This window comes from Pseudoalteromonas luteoviolacea (genome assembly GCF_001750165.1).
Classification (GTDB): domain Bacteria; phylum Pseudomonadota; class Gammaproteobacteria; order Enterobacterales; family Alteromonadaceae; genus Pseudoalteromonas; species Pseudoalteromonas luteoviolacea_G.
The window spans coordinates 530,001-551,658 of the sequence record NZ_CP015411.1 but is presented as its reverse complement, the minus strand read 5'-3'; the positions used below and the strand labels follow the sequence as shown (position 1 = coordinate 551,658).

Genomic DNA, 21,658 nt, shown 5'->3' with positions numbered 1-21,658 from the left:
AATCTATCTAGACGTCTAAATGGCTGCTATATTTACTCCATAATGATGAATGAGCGGGAATGAGGACATGGCTTTAACGCTACAAGAGAAAATATTAGACCCTAACCAAGGGGTATATTTGATTGGTACAACTCCACCAAAGCTGGGGACAGACAGTGAGCAGCTGCAAACAATTGCAACTAAACTTTTAGATCGATTGCATGAGATTGAGTATGATGGCGTAGTTATTTACGACATTCAGGATGAAAGTAGCCGTACACAAGTACCTAGGCCTTTTCCTTTTAAACAAACTGTCGATCCTTGTGAGTACAGTAAGTTGGTTCGCGACTTGTCTAAGCTTGACGTGATCACCTATAAAAGCGTCGCACAGCGTGACAGAGAAGAGTTCACACAATGGCTATCTAAGACCAAACAAGACTTTGGTTTGAACAATCTCGTATTAGTTGGTAGCCCCTCTTCCAGCGGCGACATCAAATTAGGTCTGCCTGAGGCTTATCAGACTCTAAATGAGCATTCACAAGACTTTTTCTTGGGCGGTGTTACGATTGCAGAACGACATGCGAATAAACGTAATGAACATGAAAGGCTCATCGATAAAACCACCAAGGGCTGTGAGTATTTTATCTCTCAAGCAGTCTATGATGCACAAGCGACCATTGATTTATTAACCAGTTATGCACGCACTTGTCGTCAACAAGGCATCGAGCCAAAACGAATTATTTTGACTTTCACTCCCTGTGGTGGACAAAAAACGTTAGAGTTCATGGAGTGGCTAGGTATTTCAGTGCCAGAAGCAACAAGGTGGCGCATGCTAGATGCTAACAACACACTTAATGAATCAATCAAGATTTGCCGTGAGAATTTAGATCTCATTTTACGCAGTTGTGCGCATTTAGACATTCCTCTGGGGCTAAACATCGAAAGTTTAACCAACCGTAAAGAAGAAATTGATGCTTCTATTAATTTATATCGCCTGCTCAAAGCGACCATGGAATTAAAGTTAGCTGAAAAGCAAATCGCGTAATCTTTACAAAACACCATTCATCAATTGAAAAGCCCCGATGTGGGGCTTTTTTACTATTTAAATTAGCATTAAATGGGTGATCCTGGCGGCATAGCGAGCGGCGCATAATTTGCGGGCCACTTCCCTTCTTTCAAGAAGTATTGAATATGCTCACCTAGATAAACCGCAAATGTATCAGCTTTACTTGGACTCGAAAATAGCGACTGCTCATTTGAATCTTGAGCGATTTGTCGCAAATAATAACGCAGCTGCGCTTGCACCTCAGGCGCAACCTTATCACTCGCGCTCAAATCTGCCATTCTGTATGCCGTCAAATACTGTACACGCTGATTTAGCTTTTTAGCCATGGTTGATTTTGGGTTAACCTCAAAGACATGCGCATGAACTTGAGACAGTACTTCATCACTCCCCAAATTGGCGTTGTTACGAGCATACTGTTGTGCAACACGGTTTAAACGCTCAGCATTGAGCAGTAGCTTTAAGGTATGTTGCGTCGCCATTTCAGGTAATGCCATAGCATCTAACGTCAAACCAGTTCGACCATGTACACTTTCGCGATTTCTCGACTCACCATAGGCCTTGGGCGGGATCACTGCCAATATAGGCTCTGGAATCGTCAAAGACTCAGGGGACAAGGTTTCAAGTAACGACTGTAGTGCATCAATTTGCTGCGCTTTCGCAACGACCTGTGCACCTTTTACTTTACCTTCACCGCGTACTTCATAATCATAATCTACACCGCCGACCAACTTTACAACAGACTCTACCTGATACCTGTGGAATAAATATAAAGGTACCAACTTTTCTTCTAACTGTGATAAAGCCACCCCTGTTTTGATGTTATTAAGACCAAATTGACCTAGTGCTTGCTTGCGAATTCCCATGACACGACGCAGCTCTGTGATCGGGTCTTCGCCATTATCCCATAAATGGGCTGTCGGGTGAGCGCCGCCTTGCGGTCTTGCATCTGCATCTGAGATATAATCTAACCCCATTTCATTAGTCTGATTAATCACTTGCGCTAATGCCTGCGCTTCATCCGTAGCACGAAAGTCACCATAACCATATTTAACGGCTTGAATATCCCATGCTCCCATACCAGATGCATAGCCCTTACTCACATCAAGCTGTCCATTATTGGTAAATTGCACTAGCGGATGTGGATAATCCATCACGGATGCTCGTCCATCTGCAGATCCAGCAAAGTTATGGGCAATGCCTAGTGTATGGCCGATTTCATGCGCACTGAGCTGACGAATGCGATCCAACGCCATATCATGTAGCTTTTGAGTTACCTCATCTCCCTGCATAAAAGGCGCAGCAAGTGCTTCTGCAATAAGGATATCTTGGCGTACTCTCAACGACCCTAATGTCACATGGCCTTTGATAATTTCACCGGTTAACGGATTAATAATGGAAGCACCGTAAGACCAACCACGAGTGGCTCTGTGAACCCATTGGATCACGTTATAGCGCACATCCATCGGATCTGCGTGCTCGGGCAACATTTTCACTTCAAATGCGCCTTTATAACCTGCCGCTTCAAATGCATCATCCCACCAGCGAGCACCATCAAGGAGTGCTGTTTTAACAGGCTCCGGCACACCAGGATCTAAATAATATACAATCGGTTTAACCGGCTCGGATACTTGCGCAGTCGGGTCTTTTTTCTCCAAGCGATGTCGCGGAATATAACGGACATACATCGATCCACCTAACGGTGCCGAGTAATCTTTATGTTCTATACTCCAAAATCCAGACTGAGGATGAAACTTACGCGGTTGGTAATTATCGTCAGGTAACGCAATCAGTGAATGGCGCTGATGCACAGTAATAGCGTATGGATCAGCCACAGCTTGACGCACATATTTACCTGGATTTGCGCCTTTAAACGTCAATATGGCCTCTAGCTCTGTATTTTGTACAAAGGCTTTTGAGCGTTCAGGGTATACCGCACTGCGACTCGTATCTAGGCTGTAACTACCTTGCTCAGTGGCTTTTAAGCGACGTGATACGCCATGTACATCAGACAATAAGTAAGGTGTATAATCAATTAAAACGCTATCGCTATCTTCTGCAACCACCTTAAAACCATGCAAAATACTTGATGCAAATGCCTCTTTGACACTTTGCTTCTCAGCATGGTTGTCTGCACTGGCTCGATAATACGTATTGTTAGCGCGCAGCATCACTTTGTTACCAAAACGCTCAAACTGCACTAAGTGAGTGCCACCTAACTGACCTCTATCCAAGCCAATGTCATTTGACCCGACACCGTAAGGTAAACTGTGCTGTAGTAAAAAAGGCTGTGCAAATTTATCTACATCTAAGTAAATTTTCCCGCTACTGTGATCTGCATAAAATGAGTAAAACCCTGGGAAATGGTTAAACTTATCAGTAAATTCGTCAATAGACTTAATTGCTGCCTGCGCATGCGTTATCATAGGCAGCAACAAAGCCGAAACGAGATAAGGGGTAAAACGTCTCTTCATCATAATTTTGTCTTTGTTATTTTCATGTTTTGTGATTGTTTTTTGGCTAGTATATAAAATTGTATACAAAAAACAGTGATTCAAGACGAAATTCAGCGCAGTTCGCAGTGCCTCTCTCACATTAAAACCACTGCGACCCGACAAACGTTATCAGGATTTAAAATATGCGTAGATTACCGCCGGTGTTATTTGAAGATGGATGCTCTAGAGAATTAGTGTCTCTGATCCGTACTCTTTTGGCAGCCTGTAAAGAGATTTCATTCCGAGTAGGACAAGGTGCACTATCAGGTGTATTAGGTTCAACCCTAGATGAAAACATCCAAGGTGAGACCCAGAAAAAATTAGACGTCTTATCGAATCAGTTAATCAAAGACATCTTGCTAGAATCTGGTTACGTCAAAGCAATTGCTTCTGAAGAAGAAGATTACACCGTCGCAGGCGATCCAAACGCCAAATATATCGTGTCATTTGATCCGCTAGACGGCTCTTCTAACACAGACATTAACTCATTAGTGGGTACCATATTTTCAATCATGGAAGCCCCTGAAGGCTCAGATGCAGCAGATCCAGCTATTTTTATGCAGCCAGGTAAAAACCAAGTTGCAGCAGGGTATGTACTTTATGGTCCTTCAACAACGTTAGCACTAACTACAGGTAAAGGGACACGTATTTTTACCCTAGACAAGACACATGGCAGCTTCTTATTAACTGAAGATTTCGCCAAAATCCCTGAAGATACGCAAGAATTTGCCATCAATGCATCCAATCAGCGCCATTGGCAACCAGCAATGAAAGACTACATTGCCGACGTATTGGCTGGCACTGACGGCCCTAGAGGTAAGAATTTCAATATGCGCTGGATAGCAGCCATGGTTGGCGACGTGCATCGTGTACTGTGTCGTGGAGGTCTATTTACCTACCCTGCGGATACTAAAAACCCAGAGAAACCTTACAAACTAAGATTACTGTATGAAGCAAACCCGATGGCAATGCTTGTTGAGCAAGCGGGTGGCTTAGCACACACCGGTGAACAACGTATTCTAGACATTGAGCCAAATGCAATCCACCAGCGCGTGGCGGTGATCCTTGGTTCAAAAAATGAAGTCGAAACTTGCTTAAAGTACCACAAGTAAGTTAAATCTTGAGGTCAATCTAGCAGTGCTAATAAGCGTGTTAGTTTGACCTTGTCTATTCCCCCCATAATATCTGGGTCGGACAATGCATAAAGGCTGCCCTCTAAATCTCCAACTAAATATTCTTCACGCTGCAATAAGACACTTGCCCATAACTCCAAATCTGACATGCTGATCTGCTCTTCTATAACGCGTTGTAATACCTGCTTAAAAGTCGACACCGATAAACTATAAATACCAACCTGTTGCTCAGCACTGAGCATGATTGAGATTGCATCATCTCGATGTGTGCCAAACTCGGCAAAACTGGCAACTGCTTCTAAATAATTCACTATACTCTCTCTGAATTGAGCTAACTCGCCTTGGCGATATCGTTTTGAGCACCATTCATATACGCTATCAATTGTGCTTGATTTACCTCATCTATCGCAACATCAGCAACGGTTTGTCCCTCGAATAATATCACTGCACGATCGCACAATGCATCAACTTGCCGTAAATTATGGCTAATTAATACAATGGCAATCCCTTGCGAACTCAGTAGACGGATTAATGATACTAAACGTGCGCATTGCTCTGCCCCCAGTGCTGCTGTCGGTTCATCCATGATAATAATATCAGCCCCTGCATACACGGCCCGAATAATAGCAACAGCCTGCTTTTGGCCACCCGATAATGAATTGACTGGCGAGTGAATATCAGCCAATGTCACCCCCAATCGCTGTAATAGCTTTTGCGCTTTTCTTAACATCGTTTTTTTATCTAGCCAGCCCAGAGCTCGCAATAATCGATTTCGATGCATTACTTCACGGTTTAAAAATAAATTTTCGACGACACTGAGCGCTTGCACCAACGCTAAATCTTGGTGAACGACAGCCACTCCCGCATTTTGAGAATCACGAGGTGAGCTTAAGCTCATCCTCTTTTGAGCGATTTCTATATGTCCACTGTCTGGTTGAGTTAGCCCTGCAAGTATTTTTACAAGTGTCGACTTTCCTGCCCCATTGTCCCCCAGCAAAGCAACAACTTCTCCTCGATTAATCGTAAAATTAACCCCTCTAAGCACATCAAAGCCATCATAGCTTTTACATAATTCACTGACTTTTAGTACGATTTGATCTAAAGCAGAGCGTTTCATCACTTTTTCACCTGTGTAGTCATAGCAACAGCAATAATTAAAATAGCTCCCTTTACCATCACCTGCTCATTACTTGAAAAACCACTGAGGATCAGTGCATTGTTAATGGCACCAATTAACCATACCCCCAACACAACCCCAAAGATATTCACACGCCCACCAAGCAAATTCCCCCCTCCAATGGCCACCGCAGCAATCACCACCATTAGGTCAGATTCACCAATTGAGTATCTTGCACTTTGCATTCTTGCCCCATACAGTACCCCTGCGCAGGCACAAAACACGCCACATAAAGTCATTGCTGTAATTCGTATTCTCGAAACCTTGAGACCCATACGATATGCAGCTGATTGATCTGTGCCCACAGCGATTAAATGGGATCCAAAGCGTAATTTAGTCAGCACAATTTGGGCAAAGAACGCTCCGCTCCCTACCCACAATATGAAGCTAGGCACGCCAAATAAAGCACCATGACCAAACAATTCGATAAATTGCGTATTTACAATAGGTATGGATTGCAGCCCAGAAAACTGCCTTGCGATACCGGTCAGTAACCCAAGCACACCCAAAGTTATAATGAATGGGTGAACCGTCAGATACTCACACAGATAGCCATTAAATGCGCCAATGGCGGCCCCTAGTAATATCGCAACAAAAACGGCGATAATGACACCATAAATTGGCAATAACCACGCAGCGACCAAACCGCATAGCGCCACAATAGCGCCAATTGATAAATCAATACGCCCAATAGACAAAGCAAAGCTCAACCCTATCGCCATCACGATAATAGGCGCGGTTTGCACTAAAATATTCAGCAAATTTATACTCGTAAAAAAGGCCGTATCCGATAGTGTAATAGCAAAAACGAGCAGGAAAAATGCAAACGCATAGTACACTAATGAGTATCTATTTAACTTACTGAACATCATCACCTCTATCGAACAATGAACTCACTGATGGAGACTGTGTCAGCGCTGTTTGCAAGATGACGGGAAGCGGGGTTTGAAATGCAAGGTGCCATGAGGCCTCGATATTTTGGCGAGTGACTAAGTTATAACTGACCTGAGTATATTTTGGCGTGGCCACTCCAATCGCTGCACTCGCGCCAATTCTGGCCATGCGGGTACCGATTTCAAAAGGGCGGTCTGACACCGTGCCATACATACTGCCATGTAATGCCATATCAATCAGGTTATTAGTGCCAAGGTCATGGGTGATTACTTTAATGTCCTTACGATTCGCAATCCTTAATGCCTCAATAACCCCTTCTGCAGCAGCATCCCAAGATACGTAAATCGCTTTAATACTGGGGTTTTGGATAATCATTGCTGCTGTCAGCTGCGCTGTTTGGCTTTTTTTAACAAACCCCTTTTTTACACTCAGTTGTATTTCACTATATTGTTTAAGCGCCTGTACAAACGCATCATCTCGTTGGTTGGTAATGTAGTAATCTGCGTCATGATAAATCATCCCTACCTCTCCTCGGGCAACGATGGCTTGAGCAAGCAATTTTGCAGCGGCTTGCCCCATCCCCTCAATATCAACGCCCACTAAGCCGGCATAGTCTGCGCCATGATTAAAACCAATAATGGGGTTACTCAGCAGTACCAACTGCGACCCTGCTTTACTTAGACGCAAATAACTTGGTTTTGAACTTAACCCATCAATGCTCAGTGACAACACAATGTCAGGTTGTAATACTGCTAAGGTCTCTAAATCACTTATCTGCTTAACGGGATCATAATGCGCTTCAGTCACTGCCAGTAACTCTATGCCCAAACGCTGAAATTCTTTTTTTGCGCCCAAAGTGACCGCGTTTATCCAAGGGCTAGAACCATGCCATGCCATAACGGCGGTAAGTTTTGCCTTTTGTACTTGAGTTTCTTGCTTTTGAGATAAGAGATATTCGGTACTCCCTTGAGCCACCGCCACTGGAGTCATGGCAATAGCACACATCCAAATGGCGATTAACTGCCAACGTAAATACTGGCCCCAGCCATTCGACATTAGGTCGCGGCACTTCATCGAATAGTTCCTTTAATGAAAACCTGAATACGTACATTTGATCAGCACTCTAATGTTTGTCAAATAGTTTTACTTCACCTCCAACAGATGAGATGTCGGCATACGCCTTTTAAACTATTCGAAAATAATGCCATGTGTAATAAGATAGGCACTCTGAAACATGATATCTATATGCATAAACTAAAAAGGGTACACAGTGAAAGGGTCAAACGCTAAACAAAATAAAGCCGTTAACTTACGTTTAGTTTTGACGCAGATTGTCACACTTGGTCCCATTTCACGTGCAGACATTGCACGAAATACATTACTGACCAAACAAACAATTACTAACATGGTCGAAGAGCTGATCGCGATAAACCTCGTTGAAGAAATGGGTATAAAGCGCTCCGAAGGGGCTGGTAAGCCTTCTAAAATGCTGTGTTTAAATAAACATGCCGCGTTTACGTGCGCAATCCGTATTACCCCAGAACTATTAGAGCTGGGGTTGTATTATCTGAATGGCGAATGCCATAGTAAAATAACTAAACAACTCACTTCCCCACTCAGAGCGACAGACATTGGGCATGTTTTGGAGCAGTTCATTGCAACAAATAATGTCAGTATGCAGACCATATTAGCTATCGGTCTTTCTATTAATAACAGTCAAGGCGATGCAATATCTCAACATCAGCTCAACCAAACATTACAAGCTCAGCTGAGTGAGCGACTTCATTTACCAATCGCTTTAGAAACGACTGCATCAGCATGTGCTGCATATCAAATGTTATTCGGAGAAGCAAAAACCGTACATAACTTTGTATATATTCATATAGGTAACAAAGTGGAAGCTGCTGTTGTTTATGACAGGCAAATTATGCTTGGTCAAAACGGCTTAACTGGCGCGATAGGTGATATGTTTGTCACTCCTGAACACAATGACAAAACGGGAGAATGGGGCACACTCAATGAGTTCTCATCTGTAGATTCCTTAGCAACTTTTATTGCAAATAGCCCGGATTCCACTATTCCAATCAGTGCACTAGACCCATCAAAGCATCTACAATGTGCAACCTGGATAAACCAGGCCACTGAGCCACTTCGAATTGCTATTCATACTCTGGAATCTTTACTAAATACCCAAACTATTATTATAGGCAGTGACCTCAGTGAAACATGCTTGGATAAGCTGATCTGCTCACTCAGACCTTTTATTCCCTCAATTGCGCAACTTGGCAAGCGAGATATTGTCAGGCTTATTAAAGTGCCAAATATCAATAGCGTCGCTTTATCTGGCGTCGCCACATTACCTTTACATGCAGCGTTGAGTAATAAGAATATGCAAACACTTTACATACCCAAGCTTTTTCAAGGCACTCCATTGCAAGAGAGTGTTTTTCTGCGCCAAGATTAATACTATTAATCGTATTTAACATCTTGTCGTGATTGGAACATTTTCCAATCCTCCCCACTCACTCCAGGAACCATCATATACCTGTAAATGGGCGTAACCACACTCATTTGCAACCAAAGCTAAAATACAGGCGGTGACCCCTGAGCCACAACTAAATTGTAAGGTAGTTTCATGTGAAATAGCACCTAGTGCTTCCAATTGTCTTGCAATCTCCTCAATAGGCCGTAACAACCCCTGTTCTGTGAGCAAACTGCTATACGGTAAGTTCACGCTATTTGGAATATGACCCTGACGCTTCCCCGAGCGCGGTTCGGCACCTTGTCCTGCAAAGCGTTTTCCCCCTCTGGCATCAATGAGCAAAGTATCTGGACAATCGATACCAGACAAAACTGCATTTTTGTCTATAAAATAGCGTTTTTGTGGGTGTGCTTTAAAATCACCTAATGTCTGGGCACATGCATACTCAGTCACTGTATCTAAGCCACAGAACTGCCAGTACTTTAATCCGCCATCTAAGACAAAGACTTGGTCAAATCCCATTGATTTGAACATCCACCAAGCTCTTGCTGCGCTAAACAAACCTTTATCATCATAGACAACAATGGTATCGGTATTATTAATACCGAGTTGGCGCACTTCAGCTTGAAACACGTTCGATGAACACATCATGTTAGGTAAGGCACTTCCATGATCACTAAAGGTATGACTAATATCAAAACGTAACGCACCAGGAATAATTGCTGTCGGTTGGTAAACACCTTGTTCGCCTGGCTTTATTATTCCAGCATCAAGAATAACCACATCTTGACGATTTTCATAAACCCATTGACTACTTTTTAAGTTTTTTGCCATTTTTGAACACTTATTTAATTAGTTCCGGTTAAATTCTAATAAAGCAAACGCTATACTAGGGAGCTTTAATGTATATCACAAATATAATGTATGGGTAGTAAAGTCATTGTTTCAGGTCAAGTAAGCGGCGCTATTTTAGCCGTATTACCTAAATTTATTGGGGATGCAATTAATACCCTGCCAGCTCTGGAACTATTACAAAACCTGTATCCAACACAACGCATATACGTTTTAGGCAGGCCATTTATGGCCAGCTTATTTTCTCGTGCAGATCATTATGGCGTAGAATTCATACCCGACAAACGCCATTATTATGATGCACCACACAATATTCTTAGCATGTCTCGCATACTTAAAGGCTATAATATCTCAGCAGCCGTATTGTTCAGGGGCTCGCTACGCGACGCACTTTTAATGAAGCTAGCTGGCATAAAAACTATCATAGGTTATGCACAAAATGCTAGAAGCCCTTTATTGAGCCATGCATTAAAACTCAACCCATGTGAACATTATATTTATCGTTACTGCCAGCTGGTTAATGAACCTCATGGCAAGCCCTTTGAAACATTTAATAAACCTACACTCACCCCCCAAAAATTAGAGCAGCCACTAAAAGGTAAGCTAAAAATAGCGCTTTACCTTGGTGGAACAATAAAAGGACATCGGTGTTACCCCCATGATTTATCACTCGCGCTACTCAAACGATTAAGTGCATATCAAGATATACACCTCTATTTGTTAGGGGATAGCGCAGAGCGAGATGAGATGGAAACGCTCACACAAGAATTAGTTAAGCAAAATAAGTCAGTGACGAATTTAGCGGGACGTATGACGCTGGATATATTAGTCGACACAATTGGTAATATGGATGCAATGATCTCGATTGATTCGGGGCCGATGCATATTGCAGCTGCGTGTAACACCCCCTGTGTTGCCATCATTGGTCAAGGTACATCTCCGTGGTCTATCGTCGCGCCAAAACAGCAGAACTTAATCGCACTTCATCACCAATCAATGTCACTGTCTGAATCACAAATGATAAGAGACATTTCGCCGCAAGCTATCAGCCAAGCACTATTTGAACTTATCAAATAAGCCTTTAGTCCCTTAAACCGCTTTATGATATTGACCTAGCCATTGTGTGAAATCATCCGCCTTTAAAGGCCGACTTAAATAATAGCCTTGTGCATAGTCGCATTTCATTTCTTCCAAGAGCTTCAATGACTCTACATCTTCTACGCCTTCAGCAACGACAGAAAACCCAAGTTGATGCCCTAAACTGATTGTTGATCGGACAATACATTGATCTTGATGTGAACCCGCCAACTTTAAAATAAAGACCTTATCGAGTTTCAATTCATCAATGGGTAGCATTTTAAGGCGCCCCAAAGAGGTCTGCCCAACACCATAGTCATCCAGCGAAATATGCACCCCAATTTCTTTGAGTGCAATCAGCGCGGCTATCCCTTTCTCTTCATTTTCGATCATATCCCGCTCTGTCAGTTCAATCGTGATCAGGTTTGCGGGTACGGAGTAAGCATTTAACATGGCCTGCAAATGAGGTATGAAATCGATATCTGCGATATCTTGGGCTGACACATTGATCGCCGCTTTCATCGTTAAGCCTTGCGCTGTCCACACTGATATTTGCGATACAACTGTTTTCAACACCCATTGTGTCAAATCAACAATTAATCCTGATTGCTCTGCGAGATCAATAAATAGCTCTGGTGACACCCAATCTCCATTAGTACGTTTCCAACGGATCAAAGATTCAACCTTATCAACTACACCTGTGCGCATATTCAACTTAGGCTGATAGGTCATAAAAAGCTGGCCATCGTCTGCAACCAATGCTTGCTTTAATTCGTCAACAATTTCCAACCGCTCTAAATAAGCCTCGTCTTCTCCCGTTTGATAGAAATACACATCCTCAACGCCGTGTGAAGCATTGTCAGCAGCAATTAAAGCCCGTCGGATACTGTCGTCAGCATTGTCAGCTTGTTCTGGAATATGCACGACACCAACACTAAAACGTAAGTTGATATCAAAGTTATGCACTGTATAACTGGGATTTAGCTTATTTAAGAAGTTGTCTACGCATTGCTCCATAGTCGAGTCTGGCTTTGCCAAAAGAACAGTTAAAAATTCATCACCACCAAGTCTTACATTCAGCCCTTCAAAGTCAGCTGTCACCTGCTCTATTCGCTCTGCAACCGCTTGTATACAACTATCACCTATACGAGGCCCCAACTTATCATTGATGTGTCTCAATCCCTTAATATCTAACACCAACAAGTAGTAGACTTGCTCTGTCGAAAACAAGGCATCTAGGATAGGTAAAGCTGAGGTGCGATTGTAAAAACCAGTCAGTACATCGTGACTGGCTTGAAAGCGAATTTTCTTCTCACGGGCTTGAATGTCATCGCCCATCTCATGAAAAGCATCCACCAGTTGGCAAATCTCTTTGGTCGGGCGTGTTTCATGCACTTGTGCATTATAATCACCTTTTGCAAATCGCCTTGCCATTACCGTGAGCTGTTGCAATGGCGTTGCTAAATTTCGCGCCAAAAAACCACTGGTGACAAAACCGAATAGCATGGTAATACATGAGAGAAAAACAATAGTAAGTACGAGCTGGTCAAACTCCTCATACTCAGCGCGCAAATCAGCACTGAGGACTAAGCTAACTGGTACTTTAGTCAATGATGGGAGTGCCACTTCTGCATTTACATACAAAGGGTATTCGCCTAACCAACGATTGATTTTCTGCTCATGAAGGTAGGCAAATAAGTCACGGTCTTCTGGCAATTGAATAGAGCTGGCTTTCATTCGCTCACCCTGACTGATAAAACTCATCTCCATGCCTGTTAGGCCTTTTAATTGCTGTGCAATTGGTTCATCAACCACAAAACCGACAATCGTAAATGCAATAGTTCTAGGTGCTTTGACCGGTAGAATAATGGCTTGATATAGTTTTTTATCCAACACCACAAAAGCCGAACGCTCCTCATGAGCCAATAGCTCCTTTACTAAAGGTCTCATATCTTGCGGTAATTCTAGTTGATTCTGGTTAGTGGAAATCAGCTTACCCCGCATATCCAATAACAGCATCAGCTCAGCATTGATCCTTTGGCTATGATTGAACAAGACACTGCTGATTGTAGACGCATCTCTCGTTGCAACAGCTTGTTTAAAACCAAAGTCCTGAGTCAATACGGAAGCAGCAGTCACCAATAGTCTTTCACGAGCAACTAAATATTGCTGGTAGACGCTTTGCGCTTTTTGGATATCTTGTTGAACTTGACGTTCTTTAAACTCACTCGTCGACCACCAAAAACCGGCAAGACTGGCCACAGCGGTTATCAGTACGAGACCGACACACAGTACAATTATTCGGTTTTTAAAACTTGTGCCCATAATGTTCCTTTACCATACCCATGAGTAGATAATTCAAACAAAATAAACCTACCCCAAGGATTTGAATTATCTAACGCTCTCATCGCTACACAGAGATGGCTAACCCAATTTACAGACCGTTATATTTGATAATATCTTTCATTTAATTCATCACTTGCTACTGTTCTGAATGTGTTTGACGTAAATAAAACAACCTTGTTTTTAAAATATAGCTGAACGCTACAATTTCGTATGTACCGTATGTGCAGAAAAATAGGACTTAGCCACATAAGATTATTTTATCATCTTAAGTAAAAGTGACTTAGAAAAGAAAAGCAAGGAATTGCACGACGAATGCCTAACAATCACTTAAGCAGCTGATTGTTAGACACATTTTTAAAGCTAATTAGTCTATGAGACCATATTGCTCATCAAGAATAGAGATTACCTCTGCACGAGGGTCTTGAGGGATAACAAGCCCATTACCCACAATTTTACTCGCAATGCCAACATAAGTGTTAGACACAGACATCATAACTTCTTGCGGTAATTTGTATGATTGCGCTAAAGACTCTCTTTCAGGCATGCGATCTTTATTCAGTAACACGTCACTGTCAGGGACATTGTTGATGAGTAATTGGCGGAAACCTTCTTTCGAGTTTTCAACAATCTTACCATCTCGATAGGCTGGTCCATCCCAAATACGAGAAGAGTCAGGCGTCCCAACTTCATCAATATAAATCAATCGAGTTTCACCATCTGAATCTTCCACATATCCAAACTCAAACTTAGTATCGACGAAGATCTGATCCAGCTTATTCAGCTCTTTGGAAATCAGATTAAAGCCATCACTTAATAACTGCTCATAACGTGTGACATCTTCTGCGGATTTAAAGTTAAATGCATCAAGATTATCAGTGATGTTTTTACGCGTAATATTTACGTCATCTACTTCTGGCACATCTTCCACACCGGAGATGATGCCTTTGGTCGAAGGCGTTATTAGCACTTCTTCTAATTTCTGATGAGCCTGCAAGCCTTCAGGTAGCTGAATACCACAAAAATCCCGAATGCCTTTGCTGTAATCACGCCACATGCTGCCTGTAATGTATTGTCTGGCGATTGCCTCCACTCGAACGGTACTTGCTTTGCGAACGATCCACACGTATGGGTGAGGGATATCAACAATATGATTACCTGCAAGGCCTGCTTCATCAAATAATTTAAACCAGTGGGCTGCGACACTATTTAACGCGATACCTTTACCTGGCACACCATTTAAACCATTTTCACCTTGCCAAATACAGTCGAATGCAGAAATTCGGTCAGAAATAACCATGATCGCAAGCTCTGTTCCTTTAGGAACATCATAGCCTTTTTCTTCGATTAATCTGGCGCTGTCTTGATCGGTTAACCAGTAAACCGAACGTACTTTACCACTATGAACTGCACCTTTAGTGCGAATTGGTAGATCGTCATTGACGTCTAGAACTTTGTAGCTACTCATTGTATCTCCATAGAGAACGGCTGCATCTTGCTAAAGGACGCATAATACAGAGGGGGTTAGAGGGTGGTATGATAATCGAGCACAACGAAAATCACAATTGTTTAACGCATTACAGGACCAACCTAGCGAAACTTAGTTTAGTCTAGACAAATTCTAAGATAACATGACTGAAACTCGGTACTCAGAGATGGTTACATGATCCAAATATCAGATCTCACGTTTAGCTGGCCGGGCCAATCTACCCCGACGCTAAAAATCAATCACCTACATATAGAAAAAGGCGAGCAGCTATTTTTACACGGCCCTAGTGGCAGTGGTAAATCAACCTTACTGGGCCTACTCGCAGGCATTCATACTGCGCAACATGGCGAAATTAAAATTTTGAATGAAAATCTTGCTGCACTGAATGATGCCAAAAGAGATAAATTTAGAGCTGACCATATTGGTACTATTTTCCAGAATTTTAATTTACTTCCTTATTTAAGCCCTATCGATAATGTTTTACTGGGGTGCAACTTTTCAAAACGCCGGCAAGCTAATTTAAAAACGATCAATACCACAGCTGAGGCACAGGCCATAAAACTACTCAATGAATTAGGCATTGATGAAGGGACTCAATATCGCTCTGTGAATGAGCTAAGTATAGGTCAACAACAGCGAGTGGCAGCAGCACGCGCTTTCATCGGTCAACCTGAGCTTATTATTGCCGATGAACCGACCTCTGCTTTAGATGCAGATAATAGAGATATCTTTATTAAACAACTTTTTGAACAAGCCGACCAGTATCAAGCAACCATCTTATTTGTTAGCCATGATGCTAGCCTAGCCTCTTTATTTGATAGAAAAATCAGCTTGAAGGACATAAATGGAGCGAGCCTATGACATTAATTAACCTCGCCTTTAAAAGTATCATCAATCGAAAAGCCAGTGTTCTACTTACATTATTTACCATTGCGATTAGTGTCATGTTGCTGCTGTCGATAGAACGTGTCAGGCAAGAGGCAAAGCAGAGCTTCAGTAGCACAATCTCTGGCACAGATTTAATTGTTGGAGCGCGCACCGGAGATATTCAACTTTTGCTATCGAGTGTTTTCAGAATCGGCCATGCTAATAACGGTTTATCTTGGCAAAGCTATGAATATATCAAAGCGCAAAAAGGTGTGGCATGGACAATCCCAATTAGTTTAGGCGATAGCCATAAAGGCTTTTCTGTACTGGGTAGTGACGAAAACTATTTCGAACATTATCGCTATGGTAGCAAACAAACACTCAGCTTTGAGCACGGCCGGCCTTATCACAATGCTCAAGAAGTCGTCTTAGGCAGTGAAGTGGCAAAACAGCTCCATTATCACCTAGGCCAAGAAATTGTGGTCGCACATGGCATGGGAAACACCAGCTTTCATCATCATGATGACAACCCATTAGTGATTGTTGGTATCTTAAAGCCGACAGGGACACCGGTGGATAAAACATTACATGTCCCGCTAAAGGCAATTGAGCAGATGCATGGTCCAAAACACACAGGTACACACATCATCGGGCGAAAAAGCCATAATGATGCTCACGACCACGACCACGACCACGACCACGACCACGACCACGACCACGACCACGACCATCATAGCCATAATTATGAGGCTTTGAACAGTCAACCTGGTGACTTGGTCGGTAAACCAAAGCAAATCACCGCATTTTTAATGGGCTTTGACTCCCCACTATACACATTGCAAGTCCGTCGCAATATCAATACCTATCAGCCGGAGGCACTCTCAGCCATTATGCCAGGTGTCACTTTAAGAGAGCTGTGGGGCATGCTTGATATTGTCGAGAAAATCTTAATGCTTTTTTCAGGTGTCGTTGTTTTGATAAGCTTACTTGGTATGTTGACAACCTTGTTGTCCTCCCTTAATCAACGCCGTAGAGAGCTTGCAATTCTTAGATCGGTCGGGGCACGGCCACACCACATATTTGCTTTAATGACCAGTGAAGCCGTTCTTATCACTGCACTCGGGTGTATGGTAGGCCTTGCATTATTTTACTCGCTCATTTTAATCGGTAAAGGCGTATTACAAGCCCAGTTTGGCATTTCTATCACATTATCCATGCTTAGTAGCTATGAACTGCTCTTGCTAGGCGTTATTATGGTCTCAGGTACATTTATCGGCGCAATTCCTGCCGTTCGTGCATATTTTTACTCACTCAATGATGGCATGAGTATCAAAGTTTAAGAGGTTTTTATGTTTTCAACTCGAATAGCACCTTGGTTCATTCTAATAGTGACGGTGCTTATGTCTTTATCAATTAATGCGGCACCACCCAAAGAGATTTTTTGGGACGATTTAATTCCTGAAGGCCATGAACAGATCAGCAACCAAGACGCCGCAAGTCATGATGGCGATGATAAGAACTGGGTACAACCCGACTTAGACGCACCGGTTGTAAAAGCACTAGATGGTAAAAACGTAAGCTTGCCTGGTTTCGTTGTGCCTTTAGAAGGAAATAGCGAAGTCATCACTGAATTTTTACTCGTACCTTACTTTGGCGCATGTATCCATGTTCCACCACCTCCGCCTAATCAAATCGTGCATGTAAAAATCAAAAATGGCGTGCCTATTGATAGTTTATATGATGCGATAACGGTAACTGGTACTATCAAAGTAGAGAGCCATAAAAGTGAGCTAGCCCAAACAGGGTACACAATGAAAGCGGTTGGTGTCGCACCGTTCGAACTTTAACTTTTCAAAGAGGAAGTAAGAATACTTCCTCTTTGAAATGGCAAAACCTCATAGTTGACCCCCAACACCATACACACTGCTTATTCAAATTGACTTGTCCATTTTGCTTCCCTTTCTTTTGATAGTGACTTTGCACTGCGTTGGTTGACTAAAAAGCGCTGATAAAGGTAAATTCAAACTTTTTTAGTAAGGTTAAATGAGTTGTTTTAACCAAAGATATTCTACGTACCACTCTAACACGGTCACTGGGATAAAACAGGCAAAAATGGATCCTGAAACGAACTCAGTACGACATGGGGAAACATATAACGAAAGCGCGCAGCGCTGCCATTTTTTTGCGCAAGGTGGTTAACGTGCAAAAGGCTAGCGACAATGAACGCAGTGAGTACGCTCTTTTTGCGCAAGGTGAATATCGTGCGCAAGGTTAGAGACAACGAACACGGTGAGTACGCTCTTTTCACGCAAGGTGAAGTGAGGCGTTTTAACCAAAGGTAATCATAACACAGCACTCAACCTATCCGTCATCCTGAACTTGTATATGGACTCCACTTGTTTGACAACATGTTTTTTAAAATTAAAGATGCTTGCGTATATACGGTTTCTTTTGAGAGCGCTACTCTCTAACCTTTGATTTATTCACACCTTCTGTCCTAAACGCTTCGTTTGTGTATTCTCACTTCAAGTTCAGACAGGTTTTCAGAAGGTTGGTCCTACCTTTTAATTACATTGTTGTCGAACTCTTTTTAAAATGTTTTTAAATCATTGCGGGTTGGTAATTCGTACCTTGTTTTAGCATTGCCCAAGCAGTTCTGATATTTTTATTCACCAGCGCAATACAAGCTCGCTTTACACCTGAACGAGCAACTAACCTTAACAGCCATTGTTGCTTCAATGTCTTGGGCTTTTCCGGCAGGTTAGAAATGTATGACAATACCCCCAAAAATAAACAGGACTTTAGCTGTTTATCTCCAGCACATTTATCAATCCCCAGCATCACAGTTTTACCGCCACTGCTAAATTGTTTTGGGGTGACGCCTAAATATACTGAAGCACATCGTCCATTTTTAAAATGCTTCGTTTGACTCAAACTGGCGATTAGCCCCGCTGCGCCTAAAACACCTACACCTTCAAGCGCAATAACACGTTGGCATTGCTCATTTTGAGAAACAAGCAGCTCTAGGTTTTTAGTAACATCATTTAGGGATTGCTCTATGTGCTGGTACTGAGCTTTTAAGACACTAAGTAATGGCAATAATACCTCTGGTAAATCATTACGCTCAGTTAAAACCCTTTTCAATGCTTTCTTGGAGCGAGGAATAGTGATGCCATATTCATAAAATAGGGCCCTAATATGATTACCGAGTTGTGTCAGCTGTTTATCTAAAAATTTACGACTCACAGTGAGCGTTTGGAGAATTTGCTGTTCTATATTTTTTACTGGAGAAAAGGACATATTTGGTTGTATAGCAGCAATCGCAATCCCGATAGCATCATTGGCATCTGTTTTTTGTTTGCTTATATAAGGCTTAACATGTTTCGGAGACATCCCTCTCACTTCATGACCATAGGATTGCGCAACCCGTCCCCAATAATGAAAGCTGCCACATCCCTCCATTGCCACAATGCTAGGGGAAGAGTTAGCGAGTATTTGGCGAACTTTAGATGGAGACTGTGCTTTATTAAAAACAATTTCGCCATGTTTAGAGACTTTTGCGACTTGGATAATATTTTTTGCCAGATCGAGTGCAATCACGTTACGGTTATTCATATATGGACTCCTTTGTTTTGGTCGACACCACATTACACTGTATGTGAGATGTGGTGGAGTCCATATATCGCTTCAGGGTCTATGGTGCAAAAGGTTAGCGACAGCGAACGCAGTGAGCACGCTCTTTTTGCGCAAGGTGAAGTGACCCATTTTAACAAGAGATAATCAATCCCCCCCTATAAGCGGGGCAACCAACACAAAACAAGCAAAGCATGGATCCTGAAACCAGTTCAGGACGACGTAGTGAAACAGGTTAATGACAACGAACGCAGTGAGTACGCTCTTTTTGCGCAAGGTGATTATCGTGCAAAAGGTTAGCGACAACGAACGAAGTGAGAGCGCTCTTTTTGCGCAAGGTGAAGTAACCCATTTTAACAAGAGATAATCAATACACCCCTATAAGCGCAGCAGCCGAGTAAAAACTAACAAAGTCTGGATCCTGAAACGAGTTCAGGACGACATGGTGAAAAAGGTTAATGGCAACGAACGCAGTGAGAGCGCTCTTTTTGCGCAAGGTGATTATCGTGCAAAAGGTTAGCGACAGCGAACGCAGTGAGAGCGCTCTTTTTGCGCAAGGTGAAATAAGCGAGTTTAACCGCTGCTAAGGGACTTAAATACAAAAAACCCGCTGCATTTCTGCAACGGGTTTCTTTTATTTGGCGCTTGGCGATGTCCTACTTTCACATGGGAAACCCCACACTATCATCGGCGCTATTTCGTTTCACTACTGAGTTCGGCATGGGATCAGGTGGTTCCAAAATGCTATTTTCACCAAGCAAATTCTTTGCTTTTAGTTTTTATTATTTATTTTTTTAAATTGGGCCCTGGCAATGTCCTACTTTCACATGGGAAACCCCACACTATCATCGGCGCTATTTCGTTTCACTACTGAGTTCGGCATGGGGTCAGGTGGTTCCAAAATGCTATGTTTACCAGGAAATTCTGTGTGCAAGATGTTTAAAACACCTTACTAAAATCTGGAAGCGTAATTAAATTCTTATCGTCTACTTTCTATTCTTAACTTCTAACAAGCTTAAAACCACTTTGGCGTTGTATGGTTAAGCCTCACGGGTAATTAGTACGAGTTAGCTCAATGCCTCACAGCACTTCCACATCTCGCCTATCAACGTTGTAGTCTTCAACGGCCCTTCAGTTAACTCTAAGTTAAAGTGAGAACTCATCTCGAGGCTCGCTTCCCGCTTAGATGCTTTCAGCGGTTATCGATTCCGAACGTAGCTACCGGGCAATGCTATTGGCATAACAACCCGAACACCAGCGGTTCGTCCACTCCGGTCCTCTCGTACTAGGAGCAGCCCCTCTCAATTCTCAAACGCCCACGGCAGATAGGGACCGAACTGTCTCACGACGTTCTAAACCCAGCTCGCGTACCACTTTAAATGGCGAACAGCCATACCCTTGGGACCGACTTCAGCCCCAGGATGTGATGAGCCGACATCGAGGTGCCAAACACCGCCGTCGATATGAACTCTTGGGCGGTATCAGCCTGTTATCCCCGGAGTACCTTTTATCCGTTGAGCGATGGCCCTTCCATTCAGAACCACCGGATCACTATGACCTACTTTCGTACCTGCTCGACGTGTCTGTCTCGCAGTTAAGCTGGCTTCTACCATTACACTAACCGTACGATGTCCGACCGTACTTAGCCAACCTTCGTGCTCCTCCGTTACTCTTTGGGAGGAGACCGCCCCAGTCAAACTACCCACCAGGCACTGTCCTCAATCCCGATTAGGGACCTAAGTTAGAACATCAACACTACAAGGGTGGTATTTCAAGGTCGGCTCCACACAATCTAGCGACTGTGCTTCAAAGCCTCCCACCTATCCTACACATGTAGGGTCAATGTTCAGTGCCAAGCTGTAGTAAAGGTTCACGGGGTCTTTCCGTCTAGCCGCGGGTACACAGCATCTTCACTGCGATTTCAATTTCACTGAGTCTCGGGTGGAGACAGCGTGGCCATGGTTACACCATTCGTGCAGGTCGGAACTTACCCGACAAGGAATTTCGCTACCTTAGGACCGTTATAGTTACGGCCGCCGTTTACCGGGGCTTCGATCAAGAGCTTCGACATAAGTCTAACCCCATCAATTAACCTTCCGGCACCGGGCAGGTGTCACACCGTATACGTCATCTTACGATTTTGCACAGTGCTGTGTTTTTAATAAACAGTCCCA

Annotated in this window: 17 protein-coding genes and 3 rRNA genes (1 of these 20 running past the window's edge); 8 read left to right on the top strand and 12 right to left on the bottom strand. The window is 42.9% G+C overall.

The genetic code is table 11. From position 1 onward, the window contains the following. Positions 1-67: 67 nt before the first annotated feature. On the top strand, positions 68-1,024 hold the full coding sequence (locus S4054249_RS02305; RefSeq protein ID WP_046357432.1) for a methylenetetrahydrofolate reductase: 957 nt from the start codon (positions 68-70) through the stop codon (positions 1,022-1,024). Between the two features lie 68 nt (positions 1,025-1,092). Here the strand turns inward: S4054249_RS02305 and S4054249_RS02300 are convergent, their stop codons facing one another. Continuing rightward, entirely contained in the window at positions 1,093-3,519 is a 2,427-nt protein-coding gene (locus tag S4054249_RS02300) for a zinc-dependent metalloprotease (RefSeq protein ID WP_046357451.1), read from the bottom strand. Between the two features lie 161 nt (positions 3,520-3,680). On the opposite strand from S4054249_RS02300, the gene S4054249_RS02295 reads away from it, so the two are divergent. After that, positions 3,681-4,649 (top strand): class 1 fructose-bisphosphatase, encoded by a 969-nt coding sequence (locus S4054249_RS02295; RefSeq protein WP_046357431.1) that lies wholly within the window; start codon positions 3,681-3,683, stop codon positions 4,647-4,649. Positions 4,650-4,663: 14 nt separating this feature from the next. On the opposite strand, the gene S4054249_RS02290 is transcribed toward S4054249_RS02295, so the two are convergent. From S4054249_RS02290 to S4054249_RS02275, 4 genes are all read right to left on the bottom strand, one after another. Then, a complete protein-coding gene (locus S4054249_RS02290; protein ID WP_046357430.1) occupies positions 4,664-4,981 on the bottom strand; it encodes a hypothetical protein in 318 nt (105 codons plus the stop codon). A gap of 20 nt (positions 4,982-5,001) precedes the next feature. Next, positions 5,002-5,787 (bottom strand): ATP-binding cassette domain-containing protein, encoded by a 786-nt coding sequence (locus tag S4054249_RS02285; RefSeq protein WP_046357429.1) that lies wholly within the window; start codon positions 5,785-5,787, stop codon positions 5,002-5,004. Continuing rightward, positions 5,787-6,608: an ABC transporter permease gene (locus tag S4054249_RS02280; RefSeq protein ID WP_230851785.1), complete on the bottom strand. Its 822-nt coding sequence runs from the start codon at positions 6,606-6,608 to the stop codon at positions 5,787-5,789. Before S4054249_RS02280 ends, S4054249_RS02285 begins: the two co-directional genes overlap by 1 nt. 97 nt (positions 6,609-6,705) lie before the next feature. After that, positions 6,706-7,815, bottom strand: coding sequence for a substrate-binding domain-containing protein (locus tag S4054249_RS02275; RefSeq protein ID WP_145924968.1), 1,110 nt, complete (start codon positions 7,813-7,815; stop codon positions 6,706-6,708). A 196-nt stretch (positions 7,816-8,011) separates the two neighbouring features. On the opposite strand from S4054249_RS02275, the gene S4054249_RS02270 reads away from it, so the two are divergent. Continuing rightward, positions 8,012-9,205 (top strand): ROK family transcriptional regulator, encoded by a 1,194-nt coding sequence (locus S4054249_RS02270; RefSeq protein WP_046357427.1) that lies wholly within the window; start codon positions 8,012-8,014, stop codon positions 9,203-9,205. 15 nt (positions 9,206-9,220) lie between these two features. Here the strand turns inward: S4054249_RS02270 and S4054249_RS02265 are convergent, their stop codons facing one another. Then, a complete protein-coding gene (locus S4054249_RS02265) occupies positions 9,221-10,057 on the bottom strand; it encodes a sulfurtransferase (protein ID WP_046357426.1) in 837 nt (278 codons plus the stop codon). Positions 10,058-10,147: 90 nt separating this feature from the next. Here S4054249_RS02265 and S4054249_RS02260 point away from each other — a divergent pair, with 90 nt between their 5' ends. Next, positions 10,148-11,152 carry a glycosyltransferase family 9 protein gene (locus tag S4054249_RS02260; RefSeq protein WP_046357425.1) on the top strand — a complete coding sequence of 335 codons (1,005 nt, stop codon included), beginning with the start codon at positions 10,148-10,150 and terminating at the stop codon, positions 11,150-11,152. A gap of 12 nt (positions 11,153-11,164) precedes the next feature. On the opposite strand, the gene S4054249_RS02255 is transcribed toward S4054249_RS02260, so the two are convergent. Both S4054249_RS02255 and S4054249_RS02250 read right to left on the bottom strand, forming a co-directional pair. Next, positions 11,165-13,477 carry a bifunctional diguanylate cyclase/phosphodiesterase gene (locus S4054249_RS02255; protein ID WP_046357424.1) on the bottom strand — a complete coding sequence of 771 codons (2,313 nt, stop codon included), beginning with the start codon at positions 13,475-13,477 and terminating at the stop codon, positions 11,165-11,167. A gap of 385 nt (positions 13,478-13,862) precedes the next feature. Beyond that, positions 13,863-14,963 carry a phosphoribosylaminoimidazolesuccinocarboxamide synthase gene (locus tag S4054249_RS02250; RefSeq protein WP_046357423.1) on the bottom strand — a complete coding sequence of 367 codons (1,101 nt, stop codon included), beginning with the start codon at positions 14,961-14,963 and terminating at the stop codon, positions 13,863-13,865. A 195-nt stretch (positions 14,964-15,158) separates the two neighbouring features. On the opposite strand from S4054249_RS02250, the gene S4054249_RS02245 reads away from it, so the two are divergent. The 4 genes from S4054249_RS02245 (at position 15,159) to S4054249_RS27125 (ending at position 18,193) form a co-directional block, all read left to right on the top strand. Continuing rightward, positions 15,159-15,845 (top strand): ABC transporter ATP-binding protein, encoded by a 687-nt coding sequence (locus S4054249_RS02245; protein ID WP_046357422.1) that lies wholly within the window; start codon positions 15,159-15,161, stop codon positions 15,843-15,845. Beyond that, on the top strand, positions 15,842-17,191 hold the full coding sequence (locus S4054249_RS02240) for an ABC transporter permease (RefSeq protein ID WP_046357421.1): 1,350 nt from the start codon (positions 15,842-15,844) through the stop codon (positions 17,189-17,191). The genes S4054249_RS02245 and S4054249_RS02240 overlap by 4 nt, the downstream gene beginning before the upstream one ends. A 60-nt stretch (positions 17,192-17,251) precedes the next feature. Further along, positions 17,252-17,698 carry a DUF3299 domain-containing protein gene (locus S4054249_RS02235; protein ID WP_230851904.1) on the top strand — a complete coding sequence of 149 codons (447 nt, stop codon included), beginning with the start codon at positions 17,252-17,254 and terminating at the stop codon, positions 17,696-17,698. Positions 17,699-18,070: 372 nt separating this feature from the next. Further along, positions 18,071-18,193 carry a hypothetical protein gene (locus tag S4054249_RS27125; protein ID WP_256370540.1) on the top strand — a complete coding sequence of 41 codons (123 nt, stop codon included), beginning with the start codon at positions 18,071-18,073 and terminating at the stop codon, positions 18,191-18,193. Positions 18,194-18,452: 259 nt separating this feature from the next. Here the strand turns inward: S4054249_RS27125 and S4054249_RS02230 are convergent, their stop codons facing one another. From S4054249_RS02230 to S4054249_RS02215, 4 genes are all read right to left on the bottom strand, one after another. Continuing rightward, positions 18,453-19,466 (bottom strand): IS110 family transposase, encoded by a 1,014-nt coding sequence (locus S4054249_RS02230; RefSeq protein ID WP_069949041.1) that lies wholly within the window; start codon positions 19,464-19,466, stop codon positions 18,453-18,455. 661 nt (positions 19,467-20,127) lie between these two features. Then, a 5S ribosomal RNA gene (rrf, locus tag S4054249_RS02225) occupies positions 20,128-20,242 on the bottom strand. 46 nt (positions 20,243-20,288) lie between these two features. Then, a 5S ribosomal RNA gene (gene rrf / locus S4054249_RS02220) occupies positions 20,289-20,403 on the bottom strand. Between the two features lie 117 nt (positions 20,404-20,520). Then, positions 20,521-21,658 (bottom strand): 23S ribosomal RNA (locus S4054249_RS02215) (it continues 1,745 nt past the right edge of the window).